Origin of the sequence: Azospirillum sp. TSH100, assembly GCF_004923295.1 — a bacterium.
Taxonomy (GTDB): domain Bacteria; phylum Pseudomonadota; class Alphaproteobacteria; order Azospirillales; family Azospirillaceae; genus Azospirillum.
In genome coordinates, this window is the sequence record NZ_CP039639.1 from 220,694 (window position 1) to 237,410 (window position 16,717).

Annotated in this window: 15 protein-coding genes; 12 read left to right on the top strand and 3 right to left on the bottom strand. The window is 68.1% G+C overall.

What is annotated here, in order from left to right:
* Window positions 1–290 precede the first annotated feature (290 nt).
* From E6C72_RS28995 to E6C72_RS29025, 7 genes are read left to right on the top strand one after another with little or no spacing between them, the layout of a single operon-like run.
* Entirely contained in the window at window positions 291–1,403 is a 1,113-nt protein-coding gene (locus E6C72_RS28995; RefSeq protein WP_199228982.1) for an NAD(P)-dependent oxidoreductase, read from the top strand.
* Complete coding sequence (locus E6C72_RS29000; RefSeq protein WP_109865031.1) at window positions 1,400–2,485, top strand: SDR family NAD(P)-dependent oxidoreductase; 1,086 nt, start codon at window positions 1,400–1,402, stop codon at window positions 2,483–2,485. Before E6C72_RS28995 ends, E6C72_RS29000 begins: the two co-directional genes overlap by 4 nt.
* Window positions 2,485–3,777 carry a TIGR04295 family B12-binding domain-containing radical SAM protein gene (locus E6C72_RS29005; RefSeq protein ID WP_109865083.1) on the top strand — a complete coding sequence of 431 codons (1,293 nt, stop codon included), beginning with the start codon at window positions 2,485–2,487 and terminating at the stop codon, window positions 3,775–3,777. Before E6C72_RS29000 ends, E6C72_RS29005 begins: the two co-directional genes overlap by 1 nt.
* Complete coding sequence (locus tag E6C72_RS29010; RefSeq protein ID WP_109865032.1) at window positions 3,762–4,913, top strand: glycosyltransferase family 4 protein; 1,152 nt, start codon at window positions 3,762–3,764, stop codon at window positions 4,911–4,913. Before E6C72_RS29005 ends, E6C72_RS29010 begins: the two co-directional genes overlap by 16 nt.
* A complete protein-coding gene (locus E6C72_RS29015) occupies window positions 4,910–6,046 on the top strand; it encodes a glycosyltransferase (protein WP_247882189.1) in 1,137 nt (378 codons plus the stop codon). Before E6C72_RS29010 ends, E6C72_RS29015 begins: the two co-directional genes overlap by 4 nt.
* Entirely contained in the window at window positions 6,046–7,140 is a 1,095-nt protein-coding gene (locus E6C72_RS29020) for a glycosyltransferase (protein ID WP_109865034.1), read from the top strand. Before E6C72_RS29015 ends, E6C72_RS29020 begins: the two co-directional genes overlap by 1 nt.
* Window positions 7,137–8,213 (top strand): glycosyltransferase, encoded by a 1,077-nt coding sequence (locus tag E6C72_RS29025; protein WP_109865035.1) that lies wholly within the window; start codon window positions 7,137–7,139, stop codon window positions 8,211–8,213. The genes E6C72_RS29020 and E6C72_RS29025 overlap by 4 nt, the downstream gene beginning before the upstream one ends.
* Window positions 8,214–8,232: 19 nt before the next feature.
* Here E6C72_RS29025 and E6C72_RS29030 read toward each other — a convergent pair whose 3' ends face one another.
* On the bottom strand, window positions 8,233–9,099 hold the full coding sequence (locus E6C72_RS29030; protein WP_199228984.1) for a 3-hydroxybutyryl-CoA dehydrogenase: 867 nt from the start codon (window positions 9,097–9,099) through the stop codon (window positions 8,233–8,235).
* Between the two features lie 328 nt (window positions 9,100–9,427).
* Here E6C72_RS29030 and E6C72_RS29035 point away from each other — a divergent pair, with 328 nt between their 5' ends.
* The 3 genes from E6C72_RS29035 to E6C72_RS29045 are packed head-to-tail and all read left to right on the top strand — an operon-like array spanning window position 9,428 to window position 12,162.
* Window positions 9,428–10,438 carry an ABC transporter substrate-binding protein gene (locus tag E6C72_RS29035; protein ID WP_109865036.1) on the top strand — a complete coding sequence of 337 codons (1,011 nt, stop codon included), beginning with the start codon at window positions 9,428–9,430 and terminating at the stop codon, window positions 10,436–10,438.
* Window positions 10,439–10,466: 28 nt separating this feature from the next.
* The gene (locus E6C72_RS29040) at window positions 10,467–11,300 is read left to right on the top strand and encodes an ABC transporter permease (protein WP_109865037.1); all 834 of its coding nucleotides are present in this window, start codon (window positions 10,467–10,469) and stop codon (window positions 11,298–11,300) included.
* 25 nt (window positions 11,301–11,325) lie between these two features.
* Window positions 11,326–12,162 carry an ABC transporter ATP-binding protein gene (locus E6C72_RS29045; protein ID WP_109865085.1) on the top strand — a complete coding sequence of 279 codons (837 nt, stop codon included), beginning with the start codon at window positions 11,326–11,328 and terminating at the stop codon, window positions 12,160–12,162.
* Between the two features lie 58 nt (window positions 12,163–12,220).
* Here the strand turns inward: E6C72_RS29045 and E6C72_RS29050 are convergent, their stop codons facing one another.
* Window positions 12,221–13,135, bottom strand: a complete 915-nt coding sequence (locus tag E6C72_RS29050; RefSeq protein ID WP_109865086.1) for a LysR family transcriptional regulator — start codon at window positions 13,133–13,135, stop codon at window positions 12,221–12,223.
* A 187-nt stretch (window positions 13,136–13,322) separates the two neighbouring features.
* On the opposite strand from E6C72_RS29050, the gene E6C72_RS29055 reads away from it, so the two are divergent.
* Window positions 13,323–13,784, top strand: a complete 462-nt coding sequence (locus tag E6C72_RS29055; RefSeq protein WP_109865038.1) for a (2Fe-2S)-binding protein — start codon at window positions 13,323–13,325, stop codon at window positions 13,782–13,784.
* 3 nt (window positions 13,785–13,787) lie between these two features.
* Window positions 13,788–16,052 (top strand): xanthine dehydrogenase family protein molybdopterin-binding subunit, encoded by a 2,265-nt coding sequence (locus E6C72_RS29060; RefSeq protein WP_109865039.1) that lies wholly within the window; start codon window positions 13,788–13,790, stop codon window positions 16,050–16,052.
* A gap of 47 nt (window positions 16,053–16,099) precedes the next feature.
* Here the strand turns inward: E6C72_RS29060 and E6C72_RS29065 are convergent, their stop codons facing one another.
* Window positions 16,100–16,666, bottom strand: coding sequence for a mismatch-specific DNA-glycosylase (locus tag E6C72_RS29065; protein ID WP_109865040.1), 567 nt, complete (start codon window positions 16,664–16,666; stop codon window positions 16,100–16,102).
* Between the last annotated feature and the right edge of the window lie 51 nt (window positions 16,667–16,717).

Sequence of the window (16,717 nt, forward strand, 5' to 3'; positions counted from 1 at the left end):
CGAGCAGTTATATTTGTAGACGTTAAAGTGATTCATCGGAAGATCTGTCTTAAGGTACTTACCTTTTGGGCAAGGTGCGAAATTATCAATGGCGGTGTTAACGTCGACGGTGTATTTATCGTAACCGTTCCGTTTGGTTGTGATTCGATTCAAGAATAAAACCGCACGAGGGTGCTCTGGGCAGCTTGCGGAGATGAGTGGGCAGTTCGCGGCTTCGGATGGCCGCGACGGCGCAGTCGCATGTCTTCCGCACGTCAACGTCAAAATCTTCAAACTCCTCGGAGGGACTTGTGGGAGAGACCGTTCTCGTCACCGGTGGTGCCGGCTTCATCGGCCGCCACGTCGCCAAGGCCCTGCTTGCCCGTGGCGACCGCGTCCGGATTTTGGACAGCCTGATCGAACAGGTGCACCCGGCGCGGCAGCGTCCCGAAGAACTGGATGCGGATGTGGAGTTGCTGGCCGGCGACGTGCGCGACGACGAGATGGTCGCCCGTGCGCTGGAGGGGGTCGATTCGGTGATCCACCTCGCCGCGGAGGTCGGCGTCGGCCAGAGCATGTATGCGGTCGACCGCTACACCTCGGTGAACGAGTACGGCACCGCCGTGCTGTTCCAGCGCCTGATCGAGAAGCCGGTGCGCCGGGTCGTCGTCGCGTCGTCGATGAGCATCTATGGCGAGGGGCTTTACCGGACCGCCGACGGCACGCTGATGGAGGATGTCGTCCGCGGCCCCCGCAATCCCGACGGCAGCTGGGATCCGCTCGACCGGCAGGGCCGACCGCTGGTGCCGGTGCGCACCCCTGAAAGCAAGCGCCCGGCGCTGAAGTCGGTCTACGCCATCGGCAAATATGTGCAGGAGCGGCTGACCCTGACGCTGACCGCGCAATATGGGATGGAGGGCTCGGCCCTTCGCCTGTGGAACGCCTATGGGCCGGGACAGGCGCTGTCGAATCCCTATACCGGCGTGCTGGCGATCTTCGCTTCGCGCATCGCCAACGGCCAGCGCCCGATGATCTTCGAGGACGGCCAGCAGCGCCGTGATTTCGTCCATGTCCGCGACGTCGCCCGCGCCTTCCTGCTGGCGCTCGACAACCCGGCGGCCAATGGCGAGGTCTTCAACATCGGCTCCGGCGAGGAACGCACGGTGGATGAGGTGGCACTGATGCAGGCCGCCTCGATGGGCCGGGCGGACCTGGCGCCGGAGATCACCGGCAAGGCGCGGGCCGGCGACATCCGCCACAACATCCCCGACCTGACCAAGGCCCGCACCGTGCTGGGTTACGAACGGCAGGAAAGCTTCTCGGAAGGGCTGGCCGAACTGGCCGAGTGGGTCGCCCGGCAGGAGGCGCAGGACCGCGTCGCCGATGCCCGCCGCGAACTGGAAGAGCGGGGTCTGGTGGCATGAGCGGCGCGAAGACTCCTGTTCTGGTCACCGGTGGCGCCGGATTCATCGGATCGAACCTTGCCGACCGGCTGGCGTCGGAGGGGCATGACGTGCTGATCTACGATGCGCTGCGCCGTCCGGGGGTGGAGCGCAATCTGCGCTGGCTGCAATCCCGCCACCCGTCGCGCATCAGTTCCGTCACCGCCGACCTGCGCGACGAGCAGGCGCTGGCGGATGCCGCCAAGGACGCCAAGGCGGTGTTCCATCTGGCCGCCCAGGTCGCGGTGACCACCAGCATGGTCGATCCCATCGACGATTTCGAGGTGAACATCCGCGGCACGCTCTCCCTGCTGGAGGCGGTGCGCCATCACAACCACCATCGGGGCCGGCGCACGCCGGTGATCTTCGCCAGCACCAACAAGGTCTATGGCGACCTCGGCGACGTCGATCTGGAGCTGGTGGACGACGCCTACGCGCCGGTCGATCCGGCGATCCGGGCGCATGGCGTGTCGGAAGCCCGGCCGCTCGATTTCCACACCCCCTATGGCTGCTCGAAGGGGGCGGCGGACCAGTATGTGCTGGATTACGCCCGCAGCTTCGACCTGCCGACCGCCGTGCTGCGGATGAGCTGCATCTATGGCCCGCGCCAGATGGGAACCGAGGATCAGGGCTGGGTCGCCCATTTCCTGATCCGCGCCCTGAACGGCGAGCCGATCACCCTCTACGGCGACGGCCGGCAGGTGCGCGACGTGCTGTTCGCCGCCGATGCGGTGCAGGCCTATGTCTCCGCCTGGGAACGGATCGAGCAGGTGAAGGGCCGCGCCTTCAACCTCGGCGGCGGGGCGGCCAACGCCATCAGCCTGCGCCAGCTGATCGCGCACATTGAATACCTGATGGGCCGCAAGGTGGAGGTCAGCCACGGCGACTGGCGGGCCGGCGACCAGCGCTATTACGTGTCGGACACCCGTGCGGCGCGTCAGGCGCTGGGGCTTGCCGAGCCGACCGACTGGAAGCGCGGTGTGGCCCTCCTGGCGGAGTGGTTGCGGGCGGAGAAGGGCGGCGTGCCGGTGCCCGCGCCGTCACCATCGGTGGAGGCGGCCTGATGAGGGTTGCGCTGGTCAATCCGGCCTGGAGCTTCGACCACAGCATCTATTTCGGATGCCGCGAGGCGCATCTGCCGCTGGAGCTGGGATACAGCAAAGCGTTGCTGGAGCGGGCCGGGCATGAGGTGCTGCTGCTGGACGGCGCGCTGGACGGGCTGTCGAACGCGGAAATGGCGGAGCGGGTCGCCGCCTTCGCCGTCGGGATGACCGTACTGACCACGGCGCCGACCTATCTGTTCTGGCGCTGCGCCCAGCCGGAGCTGCGGGTGCCGAAGGAGTTCCTGGCGGCGCTGGACGGCCGGGGCGGGCGTACCGTCGCGGTCGGGCCTCACGGCTCCACAACCCCGGCGCCGACTCTGAGCAAGCTCGGCGTCGATCTGGTGGTGCGCGGCGAGTGCGAAGAAATCGTCGCCAGGCTGGCAGAAGGCACGGCGCTGGACGAGACTCCCGCGCTGGCCTTCTATCGCGAGGGCGGTCTGGTGGTCACCGGCGGTCCCCATGCCGCGCGCTTCACCGATCTGCCGGCGCTGTCCTGGCCGGTGGACTGGCTGCATCGCCATCCGCACCACCACCACCGCTACGGCACCGAGCCGGCCGGGCCGGGGGCGGAGGTCGAGGCGTCGCGCGGCTGCCCCTACAGTTGCAGCTTCTGCGCCAAGATCGACTTCCGTGACCAGTACCGGCGGCGCGACACCGCGATCATCCTGGAGGAGATCGATGGGCTGATCGCGGCCGGCGTGCGCTACGTCTATTTCATCGACGAGATCTTCCTGCCCCGGCGTGACCTGCTGGAAGCGCTGGTGGACCGGCCGGTCGAGTTCGGTGTGCAGACGCGCATCGATCTGTGGAAGCCGGAGATGCTCGATCTGCTGGGCGCCGCCGGCTGCGTGTCGATCGAAGCCGGGGTGGAAAGCCTGACCGAGGAAGGCCGAGCCTCGCTCGACAAGAAATGCCGGATGAGCACCGACGATCTGGCCGGCCGGCTGATCCATGCCCGGCGCAGCGTGCCCTTCGTCCAGGCCAACCTGATCGCCGTGGCCGGCGACGATGCTGGGATGGTCAAGGCGTGGCGCGAGAAGCTGCTGGCTGCCGGGGTGTGGGCCAACGACCCGGTACCGCTCTATCCGTATCCTGCCTCACCCGACTACCGCCGCCTGTGGGGCGAGCCGGACGACCGGGCGTGGGAGCGGGCGCACGAGCATTATCTCGGCCAGTTCGCACGGCTGAGCGATATCCAGGAGGACGAGCCCTTGCCTCTGACGGAGTTGGAGGCGGCATGCTCCTGCCGCTGACGAGTGCCCAGAAAAAGCCGCCGCCTGCAGAACCACCTTATGTGCTGATGACGGCCGACAGCGTCGGCGGGGTGTGGACCTATGCGCTGGATCTGGCCCGCGAACTGGCGGGGCAGGGGACGCGGGTGACGCTGGCGGTGCTGGGACCGTCGCCCCACCCCGATCAGGTTACCGCCGCCGCCGCGGTGGAAGGGCTGGAGCTGATCGACACCGGCCTTTCGCTCGACTGGACCGCTCCCGACGAGGCGGCGGTGCGCCGCACGGCGGAGGCGCTGGGCGATCTGGCGGCAAGGCTCGGTCCCGATGTGGTGCATCTGAACAGTCCGGCGCTGGCCGCCGACGCCGGCTTCACCATGCCGGTCGTGGGCGTCTGCCATTCCTGCATGGCGAGCTGGTGGGTGGCGGTGCGCGGCGGCGGGATGCCGGAGGATTTCCGCTGGCGGACCGAGCTGCTGCGCCGTGGCTATCGGGCCTGCGACGTGCTGGTGGCGCCGAGTGCCGCCTTCGCCGCGGCGACCGCGGATCTGTATGACGTGGCATCGCCGGTGGTGGTGCGCAACGGGCGCTATGCCCGCAAGGCCGGGCCGCGGCGGGCTGCGATGGGGCGGGAGCGCTTCGTCTTCACCGCCGGGCGGCTGTGGGATTCGGGCAAGAATGTCGAATTGCTGGACGCTGCGGCGAAGCTTCTGGACGTGCCGGTGTTCGCCGCCGGACCGCTGGAAAGCCCGACCGGGCACCGTGTCGGCTTGGCCCATGCCCGGGCGCTCGGGCGGCTGGACGGCGCGTCGGTCGCGGACTGGATGGCGCGGGCGCCGGTCTTTGCCTCATTGCCCTTGTACGAGCCGTTCGGGCTGACGGTGCTGGAGGCGGCGCAGGCCGGCTGCGGGCTGGTGCTGTCGGACATCGCCAGCTTCCGCGAGTTATGGGACGGCGCCGCCATCTTCGCCGATCCGGGTGATGCCGGTGCGCTGGCCGGGACGCTGCGCCGGCTGCTCGACGACCCGCTGGAGGCGCGCAGGCTCGGCACCGCCGCCTGTCGCCGCTCCAGCCGCTACGACATGGACCGGCTCACCGCCGGAATGCTCGACGTCTACCGGTCGGTGACGCACCCGGTGCGTTCGGAGGTGATCGCATGAGGGGTGATCGCATGAGGATCGTCTATTTCACCCATTCGCTGGCCTCCTGCTGGAATCATGGCAACGCCCATTTCCTGCGTGGGGTACTGCGCGACCTGATCGCCCGCGGCCATGACGTGCAGGTGCTGGAACCGGAAGGCGCCTGGAGCGTGCAGAACCTGCTGGCCGACCATGGCGAGGCCGGGCTGGACGCCTACCGCAGTGCCTATCCGGAGCTGTCGTCGCGGACGATGCCGAAGGGCTTCGATGTCGAGGCGGCTTGCGATGGTGCCGATCTGGTGATCGTCCATGAATGGAACGACCGGGCGCTGGTCGCGGCGGTGGGCGATGCCCGCAAGCGCGGCGGGCGCTTCACCCTGCTGTTCCACGACACCCATCACCGCGCGGTCAGCGATCCTAAGGCGATCAACGCCTTCGACCTGTCCGGCTATGACGGGGTGCTGGCCTTCGGCGAGGCACTGGCGGCGGTTTATCGCCGCTGGGGCTGGGAAGGCCGCGTCTTCGTCTGGCACGAGGCCGCCGACATCCGGCTGTTCCACCCGCCGGCCGAGGAAACTCCGCGCACGGGCGCGGTGTGGATCGGCAATTGGGGCGACGGGGAGCGGACGGAGGAGCTTGAACGCTTCCTTTTCGCGCCGGCCCGGGACGCAGGGCTGCCGCTGGAGATCTACGGCGTGCGCTATCCGGCGGACGCCCTGGCGACGCTGAAGCGTTATGGCATCGCCTACAAGGGCTGGCTGCCGAACGCACGGGCGCCGGAGATCTTCGCCCGCCACCGCGTCACCGTCCATGTGCCGCGCCGCTTCTATGTCGATCTGCTGCCGGGCATCCCGACCATCCGCGTGTTCGAGGCGCTGGCCTGTGGCATCCCGCTGGTCAGCGCGCCGTGGAGCGATGCGGAGGGGCTGTTCCGTCCCGGCCAGGATTTCCTGTTCGCCCGCGATGGCACGGAGATGGCCCACCATCTGCGCGCAATCGATCAAGACAAGGAGTTGCGCACCGAACTGGTCCGCAATGGGTTGGAGACGATCCGCGCCCGCCACACCTGCGCCCACCGCGTCGATGAGCTTCTGTCCATTGTCGGCAGCCTGCGCGGCAGCGAAAAAGCACCGGTTCTTGAGGAGTCCGCCTGATGAAGATGGCCTTTTACGGGTCCAGCCTGCTGTCCTCCTACTGGAATGGCGCCGCCACCTATTACCGCGGCATGCTGAGCGAGCTGGCCAAGCATGGCTGGGACATCACCTTCTATGAGCCCGACGCCTTCGACCGCCAGAAGCACCGCGACATCGAGCCGCCGGACTATGCCAGGGTCGTCGTCTATGACGCGACGCCCGAGGCCTGCCGTACGGTGACCGCGGAAGCCGCGAAGGCCGACGTGGTGGTGAAGGCGAATGGCGTCGGCGTCTTCGACGACGAACTTCTGGACGGGGTGATGGATGCCGCCGCCCCACAGGCCCTGCGCCTCTATTGGGACGTGGACGCCCCGGCGACGCTGGCGGAACTGCGACAGGCGCCCGACCATGTGCTGCGCCGCCGCCTGCCGGAACTAGACTTCGTGCTGACCTATGGCGGCGGGCCGCCGGTGGTGTCGGCCTATGAGGCGATGGGCGCGCGGGTCTGCCGGCCGGTCTACAACGCGCTGGACCCGTCCACCCACCATCCGGTGTCACCGCAGGACCGCTTCCGCGCCGACCTGAATTTCCTCGGCAACCGGCTGCCCGACCGCGAGGCGCGGGTGGAGCGCTTCTTCCTGGAACCGGCGGCGCGCACCCCGCAGGCGCGCTACATCATCGGTGGCAGCGGCTGGGAGACCAAGGGGCTGCCGGGCAACGTCACCCACATCGGCCATGTCGGCACCGCCGACCACAATGCCTTCAACACGTCGGCCAAGGCGGTGCTGAACATTGCCCGCGACAGCATGGCGGAGGTCGGCTTCTCCCCCGCCACCCGCGTGTTCGAGGCGGCCGGTGCCGGCGCCTGCCTGATCACCGACGCCTGGGAGGGGGTGGAGCTGTTCCTGGCCCCGGACGAGGAGGTGCTGGTGGCCCGCGACGGCCAGGACGTGACTGAGCATCTGCAGGCACTGACGCCGGACCGCTCCCGCGCCATCGGCGAAGCGGCGCGGCGGCGCATCCTGGCCGGCCACACCTATGCCCGCCGGGCGGTCGAGGTGGACCAGCTTTTGCGTGGTGCCCTGGCCGCCCGCCGGGAACGGAGCGCGGCATGAAGCTGGTCGTTTTGGGACTCAGCCTGTCCTCCTCCTGGGGGAATGGGCATGCCACCACCTTCAGGGCGCTGCTGAAATCCTTCGCCGCGCGTGGGCATGACATCCTGTTCCTGGAGCGGGACGTCCCCTGGTACGCGAACCACCGGGACCTGCCAAACCCGGGCTGGTGCGAGTTGGCCTTCTACACCGACCTTGAGGATCTGAAGCGCTTCACCGCCGCCGTCGCCGCGGCGGATGCGGTGCTGGTCGGCTCCTACGTGCCGGAAGGGGTCGCGGTCGGGCGCTGGGCGCAGGAGACGGCGCGGGGGGTGGTGGCCTTTTACGACATCGACACGCCGGTGACGCTGGCGAAGCTGGAGCGTGGCGATTACGAGTATCTCGCCCCCGAGGTCATCCCCGGCTTCGATGTGTATTTCTCCTTCACCGGCGGGCCGACGCTCGACCGGCTGATGGAGAGGTACGGCTCGCCGGCGGCCCGCGCGCTCTATTGCTCGGTCGATGCGGAGGCCTATGCGCCGCTGCCGGTGCCCAAGCGCTGGGATCTCAGCTATCTCGGCACCTACAGCATCGACCGCCAGCCGACGCTCGACCGCCTGCTGCTGGAGCCGGCGCGCCGCGCGCCGGAGCTGCGCTTCGTCGTCGCCGGGCCGCAATATCCGGACGACATCGCCTGGCCGGCGAATGTCGAGCGGCTGCACCATGTGCCGCCGGCCGACCACCCCGCCTTCTACGCTGCGAGCCGCTTCACTCTGAACGTGACGCGGGAGGATATGATCCGCGCCGGCTACAGCCCCAGCGTCCGCCTGTTCGAGGCGGCGGCCTGCGCCACGCCGATCATCTCCGACATCTGGGATGGCATCGACACCCTGCTGGAGCCGGGGCGCGAGATCATCCTGGCGGAAAGCGCAGACGAGGTGCTGGAGGTGCTGAAGCGCCCGGCGGCGGAGGGCGAGATCGGCGAGCAGGCGCGGCGGCGGATCCTGGCGGCGCACACCGCAGCGCACCGGGCCGAGACGCTGGAGCGCGAACTGGTCGCGGCGATGGAACGCGGAAAGGTCAGGGAGGGGGCTTAGCGCCCCCTCACCGTGGCACTCACTTGCTGTAGTCGTAGAAACCGCGGCCGGTCTTGCGGCCGAGATAGCCGGCGTCGACCATTTCCTTCAGCAGCGGGGCCGGTCGGTATTTCGGATCGTTGAAGCCTTCATAGAAGACCTCCATCACCGACAGCATGGTGTCGAGGCCGATCAGGTCGGCGAGCGCCAGCGGGCCGATCGGGTGGTTGCAGCCTGCCTTCATGCCGGCGTCGATGTCCTCGGCCGTGGCGATGCCTTCCTGCAGCGCGAAGATCGCCTCGTTGATCATCGGGCAGAGGATGCGGTTGACGGCGAAGCCGGGGCTGTTCTTGGCGGTGATCGGCGACTTGCCGACGCGCTTGGCGAACGCCATCGCCTTGGCATGGGTGTCGTCGCTGGTCTGGATGCCGCGGATGATCTCCAGCAGCGCCATCAGCGGCACCGGGTTGAAGAAATGCAGGCCGATGAAGCGGTCTGGGCGGTCGGTCGCCGTCGCCAGTTTGGTGATGGAGATCGACGAGGTGTTGGTGGCGACCAGCGCCTCCGGCTTCAGGGTCGCGCAGAGATCCTTCAGGATCCTGACCTTCAAATCCTCGTTCTCGGTCGCGGCCTCGATCACCAGATCGCAGGCAGCCAGCTTCGACTTGTCGGTGGTGGCGGTGATGCGCGCCAGGGCCGCCTCGCGGTCGGCGGCGGTCATCTTCTCCTTCTTGACCAGACGGTCGAGGCTGCCGCCGACGGTCGACAGGCCGCGCTGCACCGCTTCCTCGGAGATGTCGGTCATCACCACGGTCAGGCCGGCGACGGCACACACCTGGGCGATGCCGTTGCCCATCTGTCCGGCGCCGATGACGCCGATGGTCTCGATTCCCATGCTCTCGGCCATGTTTCTTGTCCCTATCGTTGCGCGCATGCGTTGGTTCGCAGATGCAGCATGTTCTACACGCATTTTCGTTGCGCTGCGATGACTTGTCGTATGGGGCAAGAGCGGCTTTCGGCCGGCGCGGCGACCTGCCGCAGCCCCGTCATCGGCGGAAATCCGCCGGCCTCCGCCGCGCCATCGGCGGAATTCCGCCGATGTGCAGCCTCACGCGAACGGCCGGGTCCAGGCTTTTCAACTGTTTGCGCGGCGAACGGATTATGGCACGTCCCTTGCTCTCCTTCAGGACAACCGCGGCGACGGGTCGCGGACCAAGCCCCAGGGGAGAGAACAGATGCTCCGGAAGAGCCTGCTTGCCGCCACCGCTTTCGCCGCCGCAGCACTCGCCACCCAGGCCGCCTCGGCTGCCGATCTGGTCCGACTCGGCAACCTGAAATTCGCCCATTACGGTGCTGTTTCCTACATGAAGGAGATCGCCGGCAAGTATGACCTGAAGATCGAGGAGCGGGTCTTCCCAAAGGGCATCGACATCCTGCCGGCCATCGTGGCGGGCGAGATCGATGTGGCCGCCAGCGCGGTGGACGCCGCCATCGCCGGCCGCGCGTCCGGCGTGCCGATCTATGCGGTCGCCGGCTTCGCCAAGGGCGGCGCCCGCATCGTCGCCAAGCCGAATGCCGGCATCAAGAGCGTTGCCGACCTGAAGGGCAAGAAGGTCGCCACCCCGCGCGGTGGCGCCCAGGAACTGATCCTGCTGGCCGAACTGGCCAAGCATGGGCTGAGCTGGTCGGATCGTCCGGGCAAGGACGTGCAGATCGTCTACATGGCCTACGCCGACATGAATCAGGCCCTGCTGGCCGGCAGCATCGACGCGATGTCGCAGTCCGAACCCCAGTCGAGCCAAGCCATCAACAAGGGCTTCGGCGTCGAGGTGGTGAAGCCCTACGACACCGAGCTGGGCGAGCCGGTGCGCTCGCTGGTGGTCACCGAGGACTTCTACAACAAGAAGCCCGATATTGCTCAGCGGCTGGTCCGCTGCTTCGTCGAGGCGACGGCGACCTTCATCGCCAATCCCGATCTGGCCGAGAAGTATGTCCGCGAACAGATGTTCAAGGGCCAGATCACCAGCCAGGACTTCAAGGACGCGATCGGCAATTCCCCCTATAGCTACGACATCTCGGTCGAGCATGTGCAGATCACGACCGACATGATGCAGAAGTTCGGCGTCGGCCGCATGGACAATCCGCCGAAGGCCGCCGACTGGGTGAAGCTGGACCTGCTGGAAAAGGCGAAGGCCACTAAGGCCGCCGCAAACGACGCCGGTGCCGGCACCGTGAAGGCCAACTGAGCGACACCCAGCGGAAGGAGGACGCCCCATGTCCCAAGCCAAGTCCAGTTTCTCCCCCGCCGCGGTGTTGCGCGGCTCCCTGGTGCCGGTGCTGGTGATCGCGCTGTGGCAGATCCTGTCCACATCCGGGCTGATCAACCCGGTGGTGCTGCCGTCGCCGGTGCAGGTGGTCGTGCGCTGGTGGGCCTATCTGCTGCCGACCGAAGCCTATGATCCGGCGCAGTCCAGCTGGATCCTGTGGGCGCTGTCGGGCGAGATGCTGTTCGACGCCTGGTCCAGCCTGTACCGCGTGGTGCTGGGCTTCGCCGTCGGTGCCGGGCTGGCGCTTCCGCTGGGCCTCGCCATGGGCGGCAACCCGCGCATCTACGCGTTGTTCGACCCCCTGATGCAGGTGCTGCGGCCGATCCCGCCGATCGCCTACATCCCGCTGGCGATCCTTTGGTTCGGGCTGGGCAACGCGCCGGCCGTGTTCCTGATCGCCATCGGCGCCTTCTTCCCGGTGCTGATGAACACCATCGCCGGGGTGCGCCATGTCGACGGCATCTACCTGCGCGCCGCCCGCAACCTGGGGGCCGGCAAGCTGACCATGTTCGTCCGCGTCATCCTGCCGGCCGCCACCCCCTACATCCTGGCCGGCGCCCGGATCGGCATCGGCACCGCCTTCATCGTCGTCATCGTGTCGGAGATGATCGCCGTCAATTCCGGCCTCGGCTTCCGCATCCTGGAGGCGCGCGAGTTCATGTGGTCCGACAAGATCATCGCCGGGATGTTCACCATCGGCCTGCTGGGCCTCGCCATCGACATCGGCATGAACCGCCTGAACAACCACCTGCTGCGCTGGCACCGCGGGCTTGAGAATTGATGGGGAGGGGATGGAGATGACACCCATGCTGAAGACCGTTGCCGACACCGCTCCCATTGCCGACGCGGCGCCTGTGCAGATCCAGGTGCGCGGGGTGGAGAAGACCTTCGCCGTCGGCGCGCAGAAGATCGTCGCCTTGCAGAACATCGACCTCGACATCCGGAAGGGCGAGTTCGTCTGCCTGCTCGGTCCGTCGGGCTGCGGCAAGTCCACGCTGCTGAACGCGGTCGCCGGGTTCCAGCCGCCGACCAAGGGGACCGTCACCGTCGATGGCCGTATCATCACGGAGCCCGGTCCCGACCGCGGCATGGTGTTCCAGGAATATGCCCTGTTCCCCTGGATGACGGTGGCGCAGAACGTCGCCTTCGGTCTGGAGATCAAGGGGATGTCGAAGGCCGAGATCGCAGAACGGGTGGAGTGGTTGCTGCAGAAGCTGCATCTGCAGGACTTCCGCAACCGCTTTCCGAAGGATTTGTCGGGCGGCATGCGCCAGCGCGTCGCCATCGCCCGCGTGCTCGCGCTCGACAGCCCGATCCTGCTGATGGACGAGCCGTTCGGCGCGCTCGACGCCCTGACCCGCCGCACGCTCCAGGACGAGCTGCTGCGCATCTGGGAGGAGGTCGGCAAGACCATCCTGTTCGTCACCCACTCCATCGAGGAGAGCATCTATCTGGCCGACCGCATCATCGTGATGACCTACCGGCCGGGCACCATCAAGCGCGACGTCGCGGTCGACATGCCGCGCCCGCGCGACGGCTCCGCCCCGGAGTTCAACCGCCTGAAGCGCGAGCTGTCGCAGATGGTGATGGAGGAGCAGCAGCGCTTCAGCCAGGACGAAATCCGGTCCGTGACCGCGGATTGACGGGCGACAGACAGGACGGCAAAGGAGGGGCGCCCCGATGTGGGCGCCCTTTTCTGCATCAGAGCTTCGCCGCTTCTTCGCTCATGCGCTGGCGCAGCCAGCCATGGGAGGGGGAGCCGCTGTTGCGGCGGTGCCAGATCATCGACACCTCGTAATCGCCGATGTCGAAGGGCAGCGGGCTGGTGGCGAGGCCGAGCGCGTCGGCACAGAGCCGGGCCAGCCGGGCCGGCAGCGAGGTCAGCATCGGCGCCCGGGTCAGGATCATCGGGATCGCCAGGAACTGGGTGGTGGAGGCGGCGACCCGCCGCCTCGTGCCGAGCGCCGCCAGTTCGTCATCGATGAAGCTGGTCAGCCCGCCGCGCAGCGACGGCATCAAATGCGGATAGCGGGTGTAATCCTCCAGCCCGATCGGCGGGGTGATCGGGACGAGATCCGGATTGAACAGACAGACATGGGTTTCCCGGTACAGCACCTGCCGGTCGTGCCAGCGACGCACCTCCGGCTGATAGCCGATGGCGAGGTCGAGCGTGCCGTCGTCCAGCCCGTTCAGCGTGGCGTCGGGGTCGAGATTGAGCAGCGAGACCGACACGCGCAGGTCGCCCTCCGCCGCGTCGCGCAGGATTCCGGTCAGCAGCACCGCCTGCATCGAATCGGAGGTGGAGATGGTGAAATTCCGCTCCTCCCGCTGGGGGTCGAAATCCTCCTCCGCCGACAGGGCGCGGGCGGCGCCGACCAGCAGGTCGCGCAGCGGTTCGGCCAGGCGCTGGGCGCGCGGCGTCGGCTCCATCCGGTTGCCGGTCCGCACGAACAGCGGATCGCCGACCAGGGTGCGCAGCCGGCCCAGCGCGTGGCTGACCGCCGACTGGCTGACGCCCAGCGCCTCGGCCGCGCGGGAAACATTGCGGGTTTCCAGCAGCGCGTCGAACACCTTGATCAGGTTGAGGTCGAGTGCAGGATTATGAATTGCTTTCATGACGATATGAACCAAAGCCATCTACTTCATTGTGCACTAGACGGTGTATTCTGTCGAGCCAGAGCTGACCCAACAGCCGACAATCAAAAAAACTTCCGAGTCCAAGCCAACGCCCGCAACCGGGCAGCGGACCTGTCGTCGACAGCATGTTCCGGCGGTTCCGTTCAGGGAGAAAGAGGCAAGAGCCATGGTTCGCATCAACGTCAACGGCGAGGAGCGTCAGGTCGACGTTCCGGAAGACATGCCGCTCCTGTGGGTTCTGCGGGACGAGCTGAACATGACCGGCACCAAGTTCGGCTGCGGCATCGCCCAGTGCGGCGCCTGTACCGTCCATGTCGACGGCGCGCCGACCCGCGCCTGCCAGACCCCGGTCGGCATGCTGACGCCGGACAGCAAGATCACCACCATCGAAGGCGTGAAGGGCAAGGCGGCCCAGGCCGTCCAGGCGGCATGGCAGAAGCTGGACGTCGTCCAGTGCGGCTATTGCCAGTCGGGCCAGATCATGAGCGCCGTCGCGCTGCTGACCGACAACCAGAACCCGACCGACCAGGACATCGATGCGGCGATGGACGGCAATGTCTGCCGCTGCGCCACCTATGTCCGCATCCGCGCGGCGATCAAGGATGCCGCCCAGACGATGAGGGCCTGATCCATGCTGCATCATCTGATCCGTCAGGCCGCCGAACACGGGTTCGGCGACGGACTGTCGCTTGCACCGCTGCCGGCCCCCCTGCCTGCGCCGTCGCGCCGCGGTTTCCTGAAGGCCATCGGCGCCGGGGCCGGCGTGCTGGTCGTCGGCGCGCATCTGCCGATGCCGGCGCTGGCGGCGGAGGCCGCTCCGAAGATCGTCGGTCCTGCCGACCCGCGTCCGCACGCCTTCATCATTGTGGCGCCTGACAACACCGTTACCGTGCTGGCCAAGCATCTGGACAAGGGCCAGGGCATCGTCACCGGCATCGCCACCATCGCGGCGGAAGAGCTGGACGCCGACTGGGCCCAGGTGCGCGGCGCCTTCGCCCCGGCCGACGCCAAGCTGTACGCCAACCACTTCTTCGGCATACAGGGCACCGGCGGCTCGACCGCCGTCGCCAACAGCTGGGACGAGCTGCGCATGGCCGGCGCCGCCGCCCGCGCCATGCTGGTCGCCGCCGCGGCTGCCCGCTGGAAGGTTCCGGCCGGCGAGGTGACGGTGTCGAAGGGCGTGGTCCGCCATGCCGCCAGCAACCGCAGCCTGACCTTCGGCGAGCTGGCGGAGGAGGCGGCCAAGCTGCCGGTGCCGCAGCAGGTCAAGCTGAAGGACCCGAAGGATTATGTGCTGATCGGCAAGCCGGACCTGCACCGGCTGGACCACATCAGCAAGACCAACGGCACCGCCATCTTCTCGATGGACATCCGCCGCCCCGGTCAGGTGACGGCAGTGCTGGCCCGCAGCCCGCGCTTCGGCGGCACGGTCAAGAGCGTCGACGATGCCGCCGCCCGCAAGGTGCCGGGCGTCATCGACGTGATCAGCCTGCCGGTCGGCGTCGCGGTGATCGCCAGGAATACCTGGGCCGCCATCAAGGGCCGCGAGGCGCTGACGGTCACCTGGGACGATGCGAAGGCCGAGACCCGCGGCACCGACGCCATGCTGGCCGACTATCGCAAGGCGGCGGAAAGGCCGGGCGCGGTCGCGGCGAACAAGGGCGATGCCGACAAGGCGATCGCCGATGCCAAGGCCAAGGGCGGCCATGTGGTGGACGGCGAGTTCGTCTTCCCCTACCTCGCCCATGCGCCGATGGAGCCGCTGAACGCCGTGGTGGCGCTGAACCCGGAGGGTGGCTGCACCATCTGGGCGGGGTCGCAGTTCCAGACGGTCGAGCAGATGGTCGCCGCCCAAATCCTGGGCTGCAAGCCGGAGCAGGTGAAGATCGAGACCCAGTGGGCCGGGGGCAGCTTCGGTCGGCGCGCCACCACCAACGCCGACTACATCGCCGAGGCGGTGATGATCGCCAAGGCCTATCCCAAGGCCCCGGTGCATCTGGTCTGGACGCGCGAGGACGACATCAAGGGCGGCCGTTACCGCCCGCTGTTCCTGCACCGGATCACCGCGGCGGTCGACGCCAAGGGTGCCCTGGTCGGCTGGAAGCAGCGCATCGTCGGCCAGAGCTTCATGGCCGGCACGCCGTTCGAGGCGGTGATGGTCAAGAACGGCGTCGACGAGACGATGGTCGAGGGCGCCTCGGACATGGCCTATCCGGTGGCGAATCTCGCGGTGGATGCCCACACCCTCGCCTCGCCGGTCACCACCCTGTGGTGGCGCTCGGTCGGGCACACCCACACGGCTTACGCCAAGGAGGTGATGATCGACCGCCTCGCCAAGGCGGCCGGCAAGGACCCGGTGGCCTTCCGCATGGCGATGCTGAAGGACCATCCGCGTCTGGCTGGCGTGCTGAAGCTGGCGGCGGAGAAGGCCGGCTGGGGCCAGCCGCTGGCGCAGGGCAAGGGCCGCGGCGTCGCCGTGCATGAGAGCTTCAACACCTATGTCGCCCATGTCGCCGACGTGACGGTCGACGCCAAGGGGCAGATCAAGGTGGACCGGGTCGTCGTCGCCGTCGATTGTGGCGAGGTCGTCAACCCGGACGTCGTCAAGGCGCAGATGGAGGGCGGCGCCGGCTGGGGCATCGGCCATGCGCTGCGCGGCGAGATCACCATGACCGACGGCGTGGTGGATCAGGCCAACTTCGACGGCTATCTGCCGCTGCGGATATCCGACATGCCGGTGGTGGAGGTCCACATCGTGCCGTCGCACGAGCGGCCGACCGGCGCCGGCGAGCCGGGCGTCCCGACCGTGGCGCCGGCGGTGGCGAACGCCGTCTTCTCGGTGACCGGACAGCCGTTGCAGACGCTGCCCTTCAGCCGGGGCGGAATCGTCAGCTGAGGCAGGCAACGATCCCGGCCGCCCCTGTGGCGGCCGGGACGTTCGCATCAGCGCCGCCGGTCGATCTCCGCCCGCACCTCGCGGAACCAGTGCAGTTTCTCCTCGAAGGGCAGGCGGGCGAGACCGCTGGGGGAGGGCACGACCACATCGGCGACCCCGTCGAACAGGCCGCGCGCCTGCACGCCCCAGCGGGCGTCGGGCAGGCCGGTCGCCGCCAGATAGACGCCCTTGCCGGTATAGGCCAGCACCCGCGGCCGGACGAAACCGACGACCCGCGCCAGCCGCGGCACCCCGCCGCGCAGTTCGGCCCGTGACAGCTCGGCGGCACTGGCGGTGGCGCGGGCGACGAGGTTGGTGGAGCCGAGCCCGATGGCCGGCAGGGTGACGTCCTCCTCCGGCCGGTAAAGCCGCGGCGTCAGGCCGGCCTCGTGCAGCAGGCGCCAGAACTGGTTGCCGCGCCCGGCATAGTGATGGCCGAGCGCACCCGAGCGCAGGCCGGGATTGAAGCCGACGAACAGGCAGTCCAGCCCCGGCGCCACGATGTCCGGCAGCGGTCCGGCGGGCGGCGGCAAACCGTCCGGCAGAGGGGCCGGAACATCGTCGAACAGGTCCATGGTGATCGCATCCTCTCGGCAAGGGAGAGGAATATAGGACATCGCCGGCCC